The organism is Streptomyces sp. RK62 (genome assembly GCF_018070255.1).
Classification (GTDB): domain Bacteria; phylum Actinomycetota; class Actinomycetes; order Streptomycetales; family Streptomycetaceae; genus Streptomyces; species Streptomyces nigra.
Genome location: NZ_JAGPYD010000011.1, coordinates 183,581 through 198,485, shown reverse-complemented (window position 1 = coordinate 198,485; position 14,905 = coordinate 183,581). Strand labels below are relative to the sequence as shown.

Annotated in this window: 12 protein-coding genes; 4 read left to right on the top strand and 8 right to left on the bottom strand. The window is 72.2% G+C overall.

What is annotated here, in order from left to right; translation table 11 throughout:
• Positions 1 to 31: 31 nt before the first annotated feature.
• The 6 genes from KBY32_RS22425 to KBY32_RS22400 form a co-directional block, all read right to left on the bottom strand.
• The gene (locus tag KBY32_RS22425; protein WP_210981364.1) at positions 32 to 865 is read right to left on the bottom strand and encodes a siderophore-interacting protein; all 834 of its coding nucleotides are present in this window, start codon (positions 863 to 865) and stop codon (positions 32 to 34) included.
• 141 nt (positions 866 to 1,006) lie between these two features.
• On the bottom strand, positions 1,007 to 2,053 hold the full coding sequence (locus KBY32_RS22420; protein ID WP_210981363.1) for an ABC transporter substrate-binding protein: 1,047 nt from the start codon (positions 2,051 to 2,053) through the stop codon (positions 1,007 to 1,009).
• 197 nt (positions 2,054 to 2,250) lie between these two features.
• Complete coding sequence (locus KBY32_RS22415; RefSeq protein WP_210981362.1) at positions 2,251 to 3,411, bottom strand: acyl-CoA dehydrogenase family protein; 1,161 nt, start codon at positions 3,409 to 3,411, stop codon at positions 2,251 to 2,253.
• Between the two features lie 6 nt (positions 3,412 to 3,417).
• Positions 3,418 to 4,353: a hydroxymethylglutaryl-CoA lyase gene (locus tag KBY32_RS22410; protein ID WP_210981361.1), complete on the bottom strand. Its 936-nt coding sequence runs from the start codon at positions 4,351 to 4,353 to the stop codon at positions 3,418 to 3,420.
• The gene (locus tag KBY32_RS22405; RefSeq protein ID WP_210981360.1) at positions 4,350 to 6,278 is read right to left on the bottom strand and encodes an acetyl-CoA carboxylase biotin carboxylase subunit; all 1,929 of its coding nucleotides are present in this window, start codon (positions 6,276 to 6,278) and stop codon (positions 4,350 to 4,352) included. Before KBY32_RS22405 ends, KBY32_RS22410 begins: the two co-directional genes overlap by 4 nt.
• An 8-nt stretch (positions 6,279 to 6,286) precedes the next feature.
• Positions 6,287 to 7,903, bottom strand: coding sequence for a carboxyl transferase domain-containing protein (locus KBY32_RS22400; RefSeq protein WP_210981359.1), 1,617 nt, complete (start codon positions 7,901 to 7,903; stop codon positions 6,287 to 6,289).
• Positions 7,904 to 7,990: 87 nt separating this feature from the next.
• Here KBY32_RS22400 and KBY32_RS22395 point away from each other — a divergent pair, with 87 nt between their 5' ends.
• The 3 genes from KBY32_RS22395 (at position 7,991) to KBY32_RS22385 (ending at position 10,773) form a co-directional block, all read left to right on the top strand.
• A complete protein-coding gene (locus KBY32_RS22395) occupies positions 7,991 to 8,605 on the top strand; it encodes a TetR/AcrR family transcriptional regulator (RefSeq protein WP_210981358.1) in 615 nt (204 codons plus the stop codon).
• A 96-nt stretch (positions 8,606 to 8,701) separates the two neighbouring features.
• Positions 8,702 to 9,859 (top strand): acyl-CoA dehydrogenase family protein, encoded by a 1,158-nt coding sequence (locus tag KBY32_RS22390; protein WP_210981357.1) that lies wholly within the window; start codon positions 8,702 to 8,704, stop codon positions 9,857 to 9,859.
• 35 nt (positions 9,860 to 9,894) lie between these two features.
• Complete coding sequence (locus tag KBY32_RS22385; RefSeq protein WP_210981356.1) at positions 9,895 to 10,773, top strand: acyl-CoA thioesterase II; 879 nt, start codon at positions 9,895 to 9,897, stop codon at positions 10,771 to 10,773.
• Positions 10,774 to 10,857: 84 nt separating this feature from the next.
• Here KBY32_RS22385 and KBY32_RS22380 read toward each other — a convergent pair whose 3' ends face one another.
• Both KBY32_RS22380 and KBY32_RS22375 read right to left on the bottom strand, forming a co-directional pair.
• Positions 10,858 to 11,652 carry a phosphatase gene (locus KBY32_RS22380; protein WP_108710667.1) on the bottom strand — a complete coding sequence of 265 codons (795 nt, stop codon included), beginning with the start codon at positions 11,650 to 11,652 and terminating at the stop codon, positions 10,858 to 10,860.
• A 62-nt stretch (positions 11,653 to 11,714) separates the two neighbouring features.
• Positions 11,715 to 13,196: a PucR family transcriptional regulator gene (locus tag KBY32_RS22375; protein WP_055623465.1), complete on the bottom strand. Its 1,482-nt coding sequence runs from the start codon at positions 13,194 to 13,196 to the stop codon at positions 11,715 to 11,717.
• A 224-nt stretch (positions 13,197 to 13,420) separates the two neighbouring features.
• Between KBY32_RS22375 and KBY32_RS22370 the strand changes: the two genes are divergently transcribed.
• On the top strand, positions 13,421 to 14,881 hold the full coding sequence (locus tag KBY32_RS22370) for a sodium:solute symporter (protein ID WP_210981355.1): 1,461 nt from the start codon (positions 13,421 to 13,423) through the stop codon (positions 14,879 to 14,881).
• Positions 14,882 to 14,905: the final 24 nt, after the last annotated feature.

Genomic DNA, 14,905 nt, shown 5'->3' with positions numbered 1-14,905 from the left:
ATCACGGGAGGCGCCCGGCGGGCGCCGGACGTCACGCCGTCGCGCGCAGTTGTTCCTCGCTCATGCCGTGGCGCCAGTAGCCCACGAAGGTGACCCGCCGCCGGTCCAGGCCGCGTTCGGCGACGAAGTGCCGCCGCAGCGCCTTCACGCTGCCCGACTCGCCCGCGAGCCAGACGTACGGCCGGTCGGCGGCGGGGAGGTGGGCGGCGCGGAGGGGGTCCAGGGCCAGCGGAGTCCCCTCGGGACAGGCCCCGTTGCGGATCAGCCAGGTGATCTCGGCGTCGGCTGCGGTCGGCAGGTCCTGGACGTCCCCGGGGTCGCGCACCTCCAGCCACACCTGGGCGAGGGTGCCGGCCGGCAGCGTCTCCAGGACGGCGGCGACGGCGGGTACGGCCGTCTCGTCGCCCCACAGGACGACCGGCCCGGTGTCGGCGGGCGGCCGGAAGCGGATGGCCCGGTTGTCCGCGGTCGCGGGGCCGAGCACCAGCACCCGGTCGCCCGCGGCGGCCCGCGCGGCCCAGGAGGAGGCCGGACCGGCCGGGGTGTGCAGCACGAAGTCGATGTCGATCTCGCCGGGGTCGCGGCGCAGCGCGCGCAGCGTGTACGAGCGCATCACCGCCCTTACGTCGTCGGGCAGTTCACGCCAGGCCTGCCACCAGCCGTCGCCCAGTTCCACGGGCACCCGGGGCTCGCTCTGCCCCGGGTGCGGCAGGAACAGCGACAGGGACTGGTCGCACCCGTCGGAGTGGAAGTGCTCCAGGTCCGCGCCGCCGAAGGTGACCCGGACCAGGGACGGGCCGAGCCGCCGGGTCCGTACGACGTGGAGGGCGAAGAAGCGGAAGGGGGCGGCGACGGCGGTGGTCATGGGGGCGACTCCCGGATCGGCTTCAGATGTGCCTGCTCGTGCCTGCTGTGGGCCGTACGGACACGGCCCTGGGGGTGCGGGGGGCCGCCCGGCCGGTCACCGCCGGTCCGCGGCCGCCCCGCGACCTCAAGTGGCCGCCGGTCAGGCGACCTTCTTGGCCTTCTCGATGGCCTCGGCCAGGTTCGTCAGCAGCGGCGTGCACTTGGCGTAGGACAGGATCGGCTCGGGGGAGCGCGGGATGACCTGCCCGGCCTTCACGGCGGGCAGCTTCTTCCAGGTGCCCTCGCTGATGTCGGCCGGCTGGATGGTCTGGGAGCGGTCGTCCATCATGATGATGTCGGCCGGGTACTTGTCGACGTTCTCCCAGCTCAGGCTCTCGTACCAGCCGCCGCCCTCCTTCTTGGCGCTCTCCGGCGGCTCCACGAAGTTCACGCCGAGGGCCTTGAAGTACTCCAGGTCGATGGAGAGGTTGGTGCCGGAGACGTAGAAGATGTCCTGGCTGGCGGAGCCGGCCATCACCTTGATCTCCGGGCGGGCCTTGGCGGCCTTGCGCAGACGCTCGGCGGCGGCCTCGAACTCCTTCTTGTCCTGGGCGGCCCTGCCGCTCTTCAGGTCGACGCCGAGGGACTCGGCCAGCGCCCACACCCGCTCCAGCGGCTGGGTCAGCTGACGGTCGTAGACGGAGACGGCCACGCTCGGGGCGAGCTTGGCGATCTTGTCCTTGGACGCCTCGGGGACGTACCAGAGGGTGCCGGCGCTGTCGAAGGTCGTGGAGATGAGGACCTCGGGGGCGAACGCGGCGTACTTCTCGACGCTGAACTGGTCCCAGACGTTGCCGAACACCGTCAGCTTGCTGACGTCCATGTCGCCGGCCTGCACGTCGGCCTTGCCGTCCTTGGTCTTGGTCGGGCCGAAGACGCCCTTGACCTCGATGCCGTAGTCGTACAGGGCGGCGGCCACGCCGACGAAGGCGACGATCTTCGTGGGGACCTTGTCCAGCTTCACGGTGGTGCCACGGTCGTCCTTGAACGTCCAGGGGCCGGACTTGCCCGCGCCCGCGGCCTCGTTCGCCCCACCGCTCTTGGCGTCGTCGTCCCCGCAGGCCGCGAGCACGGCCCCGAGGCCGAGGGCGCCGCCGGCGGCGAGGATGCCGCGACGGGTGAGGTGGGTGGCTCTGGCGTTGGACATGGCTTCGCTGCTTTCGAACAGGGCTGATCACCGCTGGACAGTTCGAAGGTAGGTTAGCCTAACCTGAGCTGTTGTCCAGGGGTGGGGCGCTGTGATCGATCTCGCGCCCGGCCCGTGATGCGGGCCCGGTACGGCACGAGGCCCAACGCCCCGGGGCCTCCAGGACGTTGAGCCTCGTTCGGATCGTGCGCGGCGGGTCAGCCCGCCAGGCCCAGCTCCCGCGCGATCAGCATGCGCTGCACCTCGCTGGTGCCCTCGCCGATCTCCAGGATCTTGGAGTCCCGCCACATCCGGGCCACCGGGTACTCGTTCATGAAGCCGTAGCCGCCGTGGATCTGCGTGGCGTCCCGGGCGTTGTCCACCGCGACCGTGGACGAGTACAGCTTCGCCAGCGCCGCCTCCTTCTTGAACGGCTCCCCGGCCACCAGCCGCGACGCCGCGTCACGCCAGGCGAGGCGGGCGGTGTGCGCCTTCATCTCCATGTCGGCGATCTTGAACTGGATGGCCTGGTTGGCGCCGATCGGACGCCCGAACGCGTGCCGCTCCTTGGCGTACTTCACCGACTCGTCCACACAGCCCTGCGCCAGACCCGTGCCCAGCGCGGCGATCGCGATCCGGCCCTCGTCCAGGATGCGCAGGAACTGCGCGTAGCCGCGGCCCTCCTCGCCCAGCAGATTGGCCGCCGGGACCCGGACGTCCACGAAGGACAGCTCGCGGGTGTCGGAGGCGTTCCAGCCGACCTTGGAGTAGGGGGCGGCGACCGTGAAGCCCGGGGTGCCGGAGGGCACGATGATCGAGGAGATGAGCGGCTTGCCGTCCGGCTTGCGGCCCGTCACCGCCGTCACCGTCACCAGACCCGTGATGTCGGTACCGGAGTTGGTGATGAAGCACTTGGTGCCGTTGATGACCCACTCGCCGGTCGACTCGTCCAGGCGGGCCGTCGTCCGGGTCGCGCCCGCGTCGGAGCCGCCGTCCGGCTCGGTCAGGCCGAACGCGCCGAGGATCTCACCGGAGCACAGCTTCGGCAGCCAGGTGCGCTTCTGCTCCTCGGTGCCGAAGAGATGGATCGGCATGGCGCCCAGCGAGACACCCGCCTCCAGCGTGATGGCCACCGAGGAGTCGACCCGGGCCAGTTCCTCCAGGGCGATGCCCAGCGCCAGATAGTCGCCGCCCATGCCGCCGTGCTCCTCGGGGAACGGCAGGCCGAACAGCCCCATACGGCCCATCTCCCGCACGATCTCGTACGGGAACTCATGACGCTCGTAGAAGTCGCCGATCTTCGGCGCGACGACGTCGTGGGCGAACTCCTCCACCGTGCGGCGGAGGTCCTCCAGTTCGGGGGAGAGACGGTGGTCCATGGCGGTTCACTGCTCCTTGTGGGAGAGGGCTCGTACGGTGCGGGAGGGGCTGGGCCGTCCCAGGTGGCCGGCCATCCAGTCGCTCGTGGCGACGAGGTGGCCGAGGTCGACCCCGGTGTCGATGCCGAGGCCGCGCAGCATCCACACGAGGTCCTCGGTGGCGAGGTTGCCGGTCGCGGACTTGGCGTACGGGCAGCCGCCGAGACCGCCCGCGGAGGCGTCGACGGTGGTGACGCCGTGCTGCAGGGCGGCGTAGGTGTTGGCGAGGGCCTGGCCGTAGGTGTCGTGGAAGTGCACGCCGATGACGTCGGTCGGCACACCCTCCTCGTTCAGTTGGGAGAGCAGCGCGCGGACGTGGCCCGGTGTGGCCACGCCGATCGTGTCGCCGAGGCTCAGCTCGTCGCAGCCCATCGCGACGAGCGCCTTGCACACCCGGACGACCTGGGGGAGCGGCACGGCGCCCTCCCAGGGGTCGCCGAAGCACATCGAGACATATCCGCGCACGTGAGCGCCCTCGTCCTTGGCGCGCCGCACCACCGGCTCGAACACCGCGAGGGACTCGTCCAGCGTCCGGTTGAGGTTGGCCTTGGCGAAGGACTCGGTGGCGCTGGCGAACACCGCGATACGGCGGGCGCCGAGCGCGAGCGCCCGGTCCAGGCCGCGGTCGTTCGGGACCAGGACCGGCAGCTCGACGCCCTGAAGGTCGGAGACGAGCGGGAACAGCTGCTCGGCGTCCGCGAGTTGGGGCACCCACTTCGGGTGGACGAAGCTCGTCGCCTCGATCGTCGTCAGACCGGCCGCGGCGAGCCGGCGGATGAACTCCGCCTTGACCTCGGTGGGCACGGTCGACTTCTCGTTCTGCAGGCCGTCGCGCGCGCCGACCTCGTGGATGCGCACCCGGGCCGGCAGACCCGGCGCCGGGACGGTCATGGGCAGCGTCATCGGTCCTCCTCCGCCGGGGTGACGACCGCGAGGACCTGGTCCATGGCGACCGTCGTGCCGGGTGTGACGTCGAGTTCGGCGACGGTGCCCGCGTGCGGGGCGGAGATGACGTGCTCCATCTTCATCGCCTCCACCACGAGCAGGCTCTGGCCCGCCGTCACCTCGTCGCCGACGGCGACCTTCACCACCGTCACCGTCCCGGGCATGGGCGCGGTGAGCGAGTCGGCGCCCGCGTGGGCGGCACCGGTGAGCGAGGCGGCCACCGGGTCGTGGTCGCGTACGTGCCAGGCGTCGCCGTCGCGGCCCAGCCAGTCGGCGGCCCGCCGGAAGGTGTGCCGGACACCGTCGAGGGTCACGGACACCTCGTCGTCGGTGACGGTCGCCGTGCCGCGCGGGGTGTACTCCACGGGCTCCTGCACGCGCAGAGGGAAGCTCACCGGGCGTGGGGTGCCGCCGAGCCGCCAGCCGCTCGGCACCGCGAAGGGGTCCGTCCAGCCGTCGCCCCGGGGGCGCAGCGCGTCGAGGCGGACGGCCGCCGCCGCCTCGTACACCTCCTCGGGCACCTCGGTGGAGACCAGGTCGTCCACCACGCGTTCGACCAGGCCGGTGTCCAGCTCGCCCGCCACGACCGCCGGATGCGCCAGCAGCCGCCGCAGGAACCCCGCGTTGGTCGGCACGCCCAGCGTGACCGTCTCCGCCAGAGCCGCCCGGAGCCTGCGCAGCGCGGTCGCGCGGTCGGGGCCGTACGCGATCACCTTGGACAGCATCGGGTCGTACAGGCTGCCGACCTCGGTGCCCTCGCTGAGCCCGGAGTCGGTGCGCACCCCGTCGCCCTGCGGCTCCCGCAGTTTCACGACGGTGCCGCCGGACGGCAGGAAGCCGCGCGCCGGGTCCTCGGCGCAGACGCGGGCCTCGACGGCGTGCCCGGTGAGCCGGATGTCGTCCTGCCCGAAGGCCAGCCGCTCCCCGGCCGCCACCCGCAGCTGCCACTCCACCAGGTCGAGCCCCGTGATCAGCTCGGTGACCGGGTGCTCCACCTGGAGCCGGGTGTTCATCTCCATGAAGTAGTACGAGGACGGGTCGCCGCCCGGCACGATGAACTCGACCGTGCCCGCGCCCCGGTAGCCGCAGGAGCGGGCCGCCTGTACGGCCGCCTCGCCCATCCCCGCGCGCGTGGCCTCGTCGAGGAGCACGCTGGGCGCCTCCTCGATGATCTTCTGGTGCCGGCGCTGCAGCGAGCACTCGCGCTCGCCGAGGTGCACGACGTTCCCGTGCCCGTCGGCCAGGACCTGGATCTCGATGTGCCGGGGCCGGTCGATCCACCGCTCGACCAGCAGGGTGTCGTCGCCGAAGGAGGCGCGGGCCTCACGGCGGGCGGCGGCGATCTCGTCCGCCAGCAGCGCCTCGTCCCGCACCAGCCGCATGCCCTTGCCGCCGCCGCCCGCCGACGGCTTGAGCAGCACGGGCATGCCGATCTCGCGGGCGGCGTCGGCCAGTTCGGCGTCGGTGAGACCGCTGCCGCTGGAGCCCGGCACCACCGGGACCCCGGCGGCCTTCACGGTCTCCTTGGCCCGGATCTTGTCGCCCATCAGGGAGATGGCGTCGGCGGACGGCCCGATGAAGGCCAGCCCGGCGTCGGCGCAGGCGCGCGCGAAGCCGGCGTTCTCCGCGAGGAAGCCGTAGCCGGGGTGGACGGCCTGGGCGCCGGTGCGGGCGGCGGCCTCCAGCAGCCGCTCCACGGACAGATAGCTCTCGGCGGCCGGCGCCGGACCGATCCGCACCGCCGTGTCGGCCTCGCGGACATGGCGGGCGTCGGCGTCCGCGTCGGAGAAGACGGCCACGGAGCGCACGCCGAGCGCGCGCAGTGTACGGATGACCCGGACGGCGATCTCGCCCCGGTTGGCCACGAGCACGGTGTCGAACATGGTCCCCCTCACATCCGGAAGACGCCGAACTGGGGGTCACCCAGGGGCGCGTTGGCACAGGCGGTCAGGGCCAGACCCAGCACCTGGCGGGTCTCCAGGGGGTCGATGACCCCGTCGTCCCAGAGCCGGGCGGTGGCGTAGTAGGCGTTGCCCTGGCGCTCGTACTGCTCGCGGACGGGCGCCTTGAACGCCTCCTCGTCCTCGGCCGGCCAGGACTCGCCGCGCGCCTCCAGCTGGTCGCGCTTGACGGTCGCGAGGACCGAGGCGGCCTGCTCGCCGCCCATGACGGAGATCTTGGCGTTCGGCCACATCCACAGGAAGCGCGGCGAATACGCCCGGCCGCACATCGAGTAGTTGCCCGCGCCGTACGAGCCGCCGACCACGACCGTCAGCTTCGGTACCCGGGTGGAGGCGACCGCCGTCACCATCTTGGCGCCGTGCTTGGCGATACCGCCGGCCTCGTAGTCCTTGCCGACCATGAACCCCGAGATGTTCTGCAGGAACACCAGCGGGATGCTGCGCTGGTCGCACAGCTCGATGAAGTGGGCGCCCTTCTGGGCGGACTCGGAGAACAGGATGCCGTTGTTGGCGATGACGCCGACCGGGTGCCCGTGGATCCGGGCGAAGCCGGTGACCAGGGTCTGCCCGAACTCGGACTTGAACTCCGCGAACCGGGAGCCGTCGACCACGCGCGCGATGATCTCGCGGACGTCGTACGGCGTGCGGGAGTCGACCGGCACGGCCCCGTACAGCCCGGCCGGGTCGACCTTGGGCTCGACGGCGGCGGTGACCTCCCAGGGGAGGTCGCGGCGGGCGGGGAGGGTCGCGACGATGTTCCGCACGATGCGCAGCGCGTGCGCGTCGTCCTCCGCGAGATGGTCGGTCACGCCGGACACCCGGGAGTGGACCTCGCCGCCGCCGAGCTCCTCCGCCGTGACGACCTCGCCGGTCGCCGCCTTCACCAGCGGCGGGCCGCCGAGGAAGATCGTGCCCTGGCCGCGCACGATCACGGCCTCGTCGCTCATCGCGGGGACATAGGCGCCGCCGGCCGTGCAGGAGCCGAGGACCGCGGCGATCTGGGGGATGCCCGCGCCGGACATCCGGGCCTGGTTGTAGAAGATCCGCCCGAAGTGGTCGCGGTCCGGGAAGACCTCGTCCTGCATCGGCAGGAAGGCGCCGCCGGAGTCGACCAGGTACAGGCAGGGCAGCCGGTTCTCCAGGGCCACCTCCTGCGCGCGCAGGTGCTTCTTGACGGTCATCGGGTAGTAGGTGCCGCCCTTGACCGTGGCGTCGTTGGCGACGATCACGCACTCACGGCCGCTGACCCGCCCGATCCCGGCGATCACACCGGCCGCCGGGGCCTGTCCGTCGTACATCCCGTCGGCGGCGAGGGGGGCGAGCTCCAGGAAGGGCGAGCCCGGGTCGAGCAGGGTGTCGACCCGGTCGCGGGGCAGCAGCTTGCCGCGCGCGGTGTGCCGGGCGCGGGCCTTCTCACCCCCGCCGAGCCGCACCGCGGCCAGCCTGGCGCGCAGTTCCTCCCCGAGTGCCCGGTGGGCCTCCTCGTTGGCCCGCCAGGTCTCCGACGCGGGATCCGCCGCGCTCTGGAGCTCCGGTGCCTCGTGCATCCTCGCGGTCCCCTCACCTTGTTAATGAGCGTTAACGCATTTCCAACAGGTTAACGACCGCTAACCTCCCTGTCTAGAATCGTTCCCATGGCCACCAGAACCGACGCCCCCACCCGCCGCGAACAGATCCTCAAGGAGGCCGCGCGGCTCTTCGCCGAGCGCGGCTTCCACGGCGTCGGTGTCGACGAGATAGGCGCCGCCGTCGGTATCAGCGGCCCCGGTCTCTACCGTCACTTCGCCGGCAAGGACGCGATGCTCGCCGAGCTGCTGGTCGGGATCAGCGGCCGGCTGCTGACGGGCGCGAAGCGGCGCCTGGCGGAGGCGGACGGGGTGCCGGCGGAGGAGGTCCTCGACTCCCTGATCGAGGGCCACATCGACTTCGCCCTCGACGACCGCCCCCTGATCACCCTGCACGACCGTGAGCTGGACCGCCTGCGCGACAGCGACCGCAAGCTCGTGCGCCAGCTCCAGCGGCAGTACGTCGAGCTGTGGGTGGAGGTGGTGCGCCGGGTCTATCCGGAGCTCACCGAGCCGACCGCCCGCTCGGCCGTCCACTCGGTCTTCGGCCTGCTGAACTCCACCCCGCACCTCGGCCGTCCGGGTGCCCTGCCGGGGCGCGGGACGACCGCGGGGCTGCTGCACCGGATGGCGCGCGGGGCCTTCGGAGCGGCCGGGGACGGGGCGCGCTCGCCGGGGGAGTGACGAGCGTTACGGTCGTTCCACCCTGGACGTTCTTCGCTACTCGCCGGTACCTTTGATGAGCAAGCGCTTAGACATGTACCGGTGGAGGTGGACGGCGTGCGCCGTACTGTGTTCAACGAGGACCACGAGGCGTTCCGGGAGACCATCCGCGCCTTCATCGAGGCCGAGGTCGTACCCGTGTACGACGAGTGGTTCGCGGCGGGCCAGGCGCCCCGCGACTTCTACTACAAGCTCGCCGAGCTCGGCGTCTTCGGCATCCGCGTCGACGAGGAGTACGGCGGCGCCGGCATCGACTCGTACAAGTTCGAGGCGATCATGTACGAGGAGACCGCCCGCGCCGGTGTGCAGTTCGGCGGCTCCGGTGTGCACGTGCTGCTCGGCCTGCCGTACCTGAAGATGCTCGCCACCGACGAGCAGAAGAAGCGTTTCCTGCCGAAGTTCGTCTCCGGCGAGGAGATGTGGGCGCTGGCGATGACCGAGCCGGGCACCGGCTCCGACCTCGCGGGCATGAAGACCACCGCCAAGCTCTCCGAGGACGGCACGCACTACGTCCTCAACGGCGCCAAGACCTTCATCACCGGCGGTGTGCACGCCGACCGTGTGATCGTCTGCGCCCGTACGGCCGCGCCCACCGCCGAGGACCGCCGCCACGGCATCTCGCTGTTCGCCGTGGACACCAAGTCCGAGGGCTACTCCGTCGGCCGCAAGCTGGACAAGCTGGGCCTGCGCACCTCCGACACCGCCGAGCTGGCCTTCGTCGACGTCAAGGTCCCCGTCGAGGACCTGCTCGGCGAGGAGAACAAGGGCTTCTACTACCTCGGCCACAACCTCGCCTCCGAGCGCTGGGGCATCGCGTTCGGCGCCTACGCCCAGGCCAAGGCCGCCGTCCGGTTCGCCAAGCAGTACGTGCAGGACCGCACCGTCTTCGGCAAGCCGGTCGCCGCGTTCCAGAACACCAAGTTCGAGCTGGCCGCCTGCCAGGCCGAGGTGGACGCCGCCGAGGCCGTCGCCGACCGCGCCCTGGAGGCCCTGGACGCCGGTGAGCTGACGCCCGCCGAGGCCGCCTCCGCGAAGCTGTTCTGCACCGAGGTCGCCCACCGGGTGATCGACCGGTGCCTCCAGCTGCACGGCGGCTACGGCTTCATGAACGAGTACCCGATCGCGCGTCTGTACGCGGACAACCGCGTCAACCGCATCTACGGCGGGACCAGCGAGATCATGAAGACGATCATCGCGAAGGACATGGGCCTGTAAGGCTCCTGACATTCCCTGCCAGTAGAAAAGGTGCCATGAACGAGGCACTTCAGAGCCTCCTCGATCTGCTCGACCTGGAGCAGATCGAGGTGGACATCTTCCGTGGCCGGTCCCAGTCCGCCGTCGTCCCGCGCGTCTTCGGCGGGCAGGTCGCGGCCCAGGCGCTCGTGGCCGCCGGCCGCACGGTGCCCGCGGACCGGCCCGCCCACTCCCTCCACGCGTACTTCCTGCGCATGGGGGACCCGGGCGCGCCCATCGTCTACAACGTCGACCGCATGCGCGACGGGCGCTCCTTCACCACCCGCCGGGTGGTCGCCGTCCAGCACGGCAAGCCGATCTTCGCGCTGTCGGCGTCCTTCCAGACGTACGAGGAGGGCCTGGACCACCAGGCCCCGATGCCGCCCTCGCCCGACCCGGCGTCGCTGCCCACCTCGGAGGAGCGGCTGCGCGGCTACGGCCACCTCGACCCGGCGGTCGTCGAGCGGTTCCTGGAGGCGCGCCGGGCGGTCGATCTGCGCTATGTCGACGAGCCGCCGTACGGCCGCTACGGCGAGCCGCGCGAGCCGCACTCCCAGGTGTGGTTCCGCACCAACGGCAAGCTCGCCGACGACCCCCTGCTGCACGTCGTGCTGGCGACCTATGTCTCCGACATGACCCTGCTCGACTCGGTGCTGCTCGCACACGGGCGCGGCGGCTGGGCGGTCGGCGACGTCGTCGGCGCCTCCCTGGACCACGCCATGTGGTTCCACCGCCCGTTCCGCGCCGACGAATGGCTCCTGTACGACCAGGAGTCCCCGTCGGCCCACGGCGGCCGCGGCCTCGGCCAGGCCCGCATCTACACCCAGGACGGCCGCCTCGCGGTCTCGGTCATCCAGGAGGGCGTGGTCCGCGTCCCGCGCGGCGAAGGCGCCTGAGGGGGCCACCCCGAGCGGCAGACGTGATCTTAGCCTGATGTGGGCAGGGATGCGTCGGCGGGCGCCGACCCGGGCGGGCAGGCCTCAGGCGTCGCCCAGGCCCGCCTCCGACAGGAGGTACGCCGTCATCGGGTCGTAGTGGCGGGGGCTGACCACGTGGTCGTCGAGGGGGACGACGACCTGGACCGTGCCCTCGGACTCGGCGAGGAACAGGGCCGGGTCGTTGCAGTCGGCGTAGCCGACGGAGTCCACGCCGTGCTGTCCGGCGTATCCCGCCCAGCCGTGGTCGGCGACCACGAGGTCGGGCAGCGGGCGGCCCTCGCGCTCCAGGCCGGTGAGGATCGCCTTCATCGGGTCGCCGGAGTGCGTGTGCCACAGCGAGGCACCGTGCTCCAGGACGGCCACGTCGGCGAACTGCATGACATAGCCCTCGTCGGTCTGCAGGCCCTCGGGGATCACGACGATCTCGCAGCCGGCGGCGCGCAGCGCGGCGGCCGTGGCGCGGTGCACGTCCAGCAGGCCCCCCGGGTGGCCCGTCGCGAACAGGACCCGCTGGGTGCCGTCGGCCGCCTTGCGCAGCCGGGCCGCCATGCGCTCCAGCGCGGCCACCGTCAGCTCCGGGTCGATGGTGTCCTGGCCGTGCCGGTGCTCGGCGTCGTCGTTCACGCCGACGCGCTCCGCCATCACCGCAAGGACGTCCTGCTCGTCGGTCCAGCGGTCGCCGAGCTCCAGGCCCAGCCAGTAGTGGCGGTTGCCGTTCGCCAGCTGGCGGTAGTGGGAGAGGTTGTTCTCGCGGGGGGTCGCGACGTCGCCCGCGATGCGGGTGCGGACGAGGTGGTCGACGAGCTCGGCGCGGCTGGGTGTCCCGGGTATCGGCATGGGTCCCATTGTGAGGCAGACGACGGGCCCGGTGGCCTGCTCCGGAGTGCGTGCGACGCGGGTCACTGGCCCGAATCGGACGGTTCGGCATGGCGCAGGGCGAACCACAGCTCCATCCGGACGTCCGCGTCGTCCAGGTCCGCCTCCAGCAGCGCCGCGCACCGGGCGATCCGCTGGCGGACGGTGTTGCGGTGCACGGCCAGCGCCACCGCCGTACGGTCCCAGCTGCCGTGCAGCGACAGCCAGGTGCGCAGGGTCTCCGCGAGGGTGCCGGTCAGCGGCGCGAGCAGGGCGCGCGCGTGCGCGCGTGCCGTGTCCCCGGGGACCAGGTCGGCGAGGGCCGGGCGGTGTGCGCCGTGCCGGGACAAGGGCGTGCGGGTGGCGCGCGCCCGCGCCAGCGCCCGGGACGCCTGGGTGTCCGCCACGGGCCACTCCCCGGCCGGTACCGGGGAGCTCACCCCGAGCGTCCAGCCCGTCTGGGCGTCCGGCGCCCGGTCCGCCGGGACGAGGACGCGGACGACGTCCTGCCCCAGGTCGACCAGGGGCGAGCCGAGGGCCGCGCCCAGCGCGGACGCCGCCACCGGGTCGCACGGCGGTGTGTCCGGCGCCGCGTGCACCACCAGCCAGGTCTCGGCGCCGAGCAGCGGGGCCACCGCGTGCGGCTCGGCCCCGAGCAGCAGCCGGACCAGGGCGGAGGAGCGGGCCGCGCCCGAGCCGCTCTGATGCTCGCCGGTGAGCAGGGACAGCAGGACGGCGGCCACCGAGGCGACGGTGTGGTCCCCGGACCGGTGCTGCTCGGCGGCCACCCCGAGGACGAAGCCGTGCCCGGCGCCCAGCGCGTAGGCGGCGAGCCGCGTGTCGCCGGCGGTGTCGGTCGCGGAGGTGGGCGTGCCGGGTCCCGTGGGCCGGACGACCTCCGCGAGCGCGGCCAGCGCCCGCCCGGCCGCCGGTTCCACCGCCCGGCCCGCAGCCGCGACCCGGGTCCCCTCGGGGCCGTACAGGACGGCGTGCCCGCCCACCCGCTGGGCCAGCTGCCGCAGTACCGCCCGCACCGGGTCGGGGCGCGCGGCAGCCGCCGCCAGGCTCTGCTGGGCCTCCGTCACCCGCCGCAGCTCCGCGAGCCGGGCCTGCGCCATGAGCTGCCACACCGCGCGCGCCACCCCGGAGAACGTGGTGCGCGGCGGTACCTCCAGAAGCGGCAGCCCGTGGGCGTCGCAGGCCTCGACCAGGGCGCGCGGCACGGTGTCGTGCACGGGGGCCAGCCCGAAGCCGAGGGCGGCGCCGCCGGCCGCGACGATCCGCCCCACGTAGTCGTCGAAGTACGTCCCGGTGCCGGCCGCCTCCGGGACGTGCACACCCGCCGACAGCAGCAGCTCGCCGCCCAGCAGATAGGGATAGGGATCGGCCATCTCCGAGGTGTGCGCCCAGTGGATCACCGTGTCCGCGTCCACGGGCCCCGCGATCTGGCGCAGTCCCAGGTCCTCGCGGGCCAGCAGGGCCGCCAGCGGCACGGGCGGGGTCGGCGGAACGGCGTGGTCCGGCATGGATGCTTCCTCCACTCGCGGCGTTCCGAATGGATGAAACGTACACTTCGCAGCCACTTTCCGGCCACCTACTGTCGTTCCAGTCCGGCAGCCGTGGATGGGGGTCCCCCCGCGCGAGCGGGTTCGAGCGTGGGGGAGGGCGGTTGTCCCCGCGGTCCGCTGCCGGCAGTCCCCACCCCATCTGCACGACACGCCACCGGGATGTGCGCGAAGGAGGCCCCACCATGGCCGTCGACTACACAGTGATCGTCGTCTATCTGGCCGGCATGCTGGCCATGGGCTGGTGGGGCATGCGCCGCGCCAAGTCCAAGAGCGAGTTCCTGGTGGCCGGGCGCCGCCTCGGCCCCGCGATGTACTCCGGCACCATGGCGGCGATCGTCCTCGGCGGCGCGTCCACCATCGGCGGCGTCGGCCTCGGCTACCAGTACGGCCTCTCCGGCGCCTGGATGGTCTTCACCATCGGCCTCGGCCTGCTCGCCCTCTCGATCTTCTTCTCCGCGCGGATCGCCCGGCTGAAGGTCTACACCGTCTCCGAGATGCTGGACCTGCGCTACGGCGGCCGGGCCGGCGTGATCTCCGGTGTCGTCATGTGGGCGTACACCCTGATGCTCGCGGTCACCTCGACCATCGCCTACGCCACGATCTTCGACGTGCTGTTCGACATGAACCGCACCCTCGCGATCATCCTCGGCGGCTCGATCGTCGTCGCCTACTCGACGCTCGGCGGCATGTGGTCGATCACCCTGACCGACATGGTGCAGTTCGTCGTCAAGACGATCGGCGTGCTGCTGCTCCTGCTGCCCATCGCCGTCGTCAAGGCCGGCGGGTTCAGCGAGATGAAGGCGACCCTGCCGACCGAGTACTTCGACCCGCTGGGCATCGGCGGCGAGACGATCTTCACCTACGTCCTGATCTACACCTTCGGCATGCTCATCGGGCAGGACATCTGGCAGCGCGTGTTCACCGCCCGCAGCGACACCACGGCCAAGTGGGGCGGCACGGTCGCCGGTACCTACTGCCTGGCCTACGCCCTGGCCGGCGCCGTCATCGGCACCGCGGCCAAGGTGCTGTACCCGAACCTCGCCAGCGCCGACGACGCCTTCGCGACCATCGTCAAGGACGAACTGCCCATGGGTGTGCGCGGCCTCGTGCTGGCCGCGGCCCTGGCCGCCGTGATGTCGACCTCCTCCGGCGCGCTCATCGCCTGCGCGACCGTCGCCAACAACGACATCTGGTCGCGGCTGCGCGGGGTGGTCCGCCCGGACGGGGAGGCGCACGACGAGGTGAAGGGCAACCGCTTCTTCATCCTGCTGATGGGTGTCGCCGTGATCGCCACGGCCATCGCGCTGAACAACGTCGTCGAGGCCCTGACCGTCGCCTACAACCTGCTCGTCGGCGGGCTGCTCGTGCCGATCCTCGGCGGACTGCTGTGGCGCCGCGGGACCGCGCAGGGCGCCCTCGCCTCGGTCGTGGTCGGCGGTGTCGCCGTGATCACCCTGATGGCGACCTACGGCATCCTCGCCAACGAGCCCGTCTACTACGGCCTGCTGTCCTCCCTCGTCGCGTACGTCGCCGTCTCGCTGCTCACGACGCCCACCGACGCGGCCGTCCTCGCCGCCTGGCGCGAGCGTCTGGCCGGACGGGACCCCGAACTCGTGTCCGAGCCGGTGCCGGCCGGCCAGTAGAGTCATAGGCACATATCCCGCATA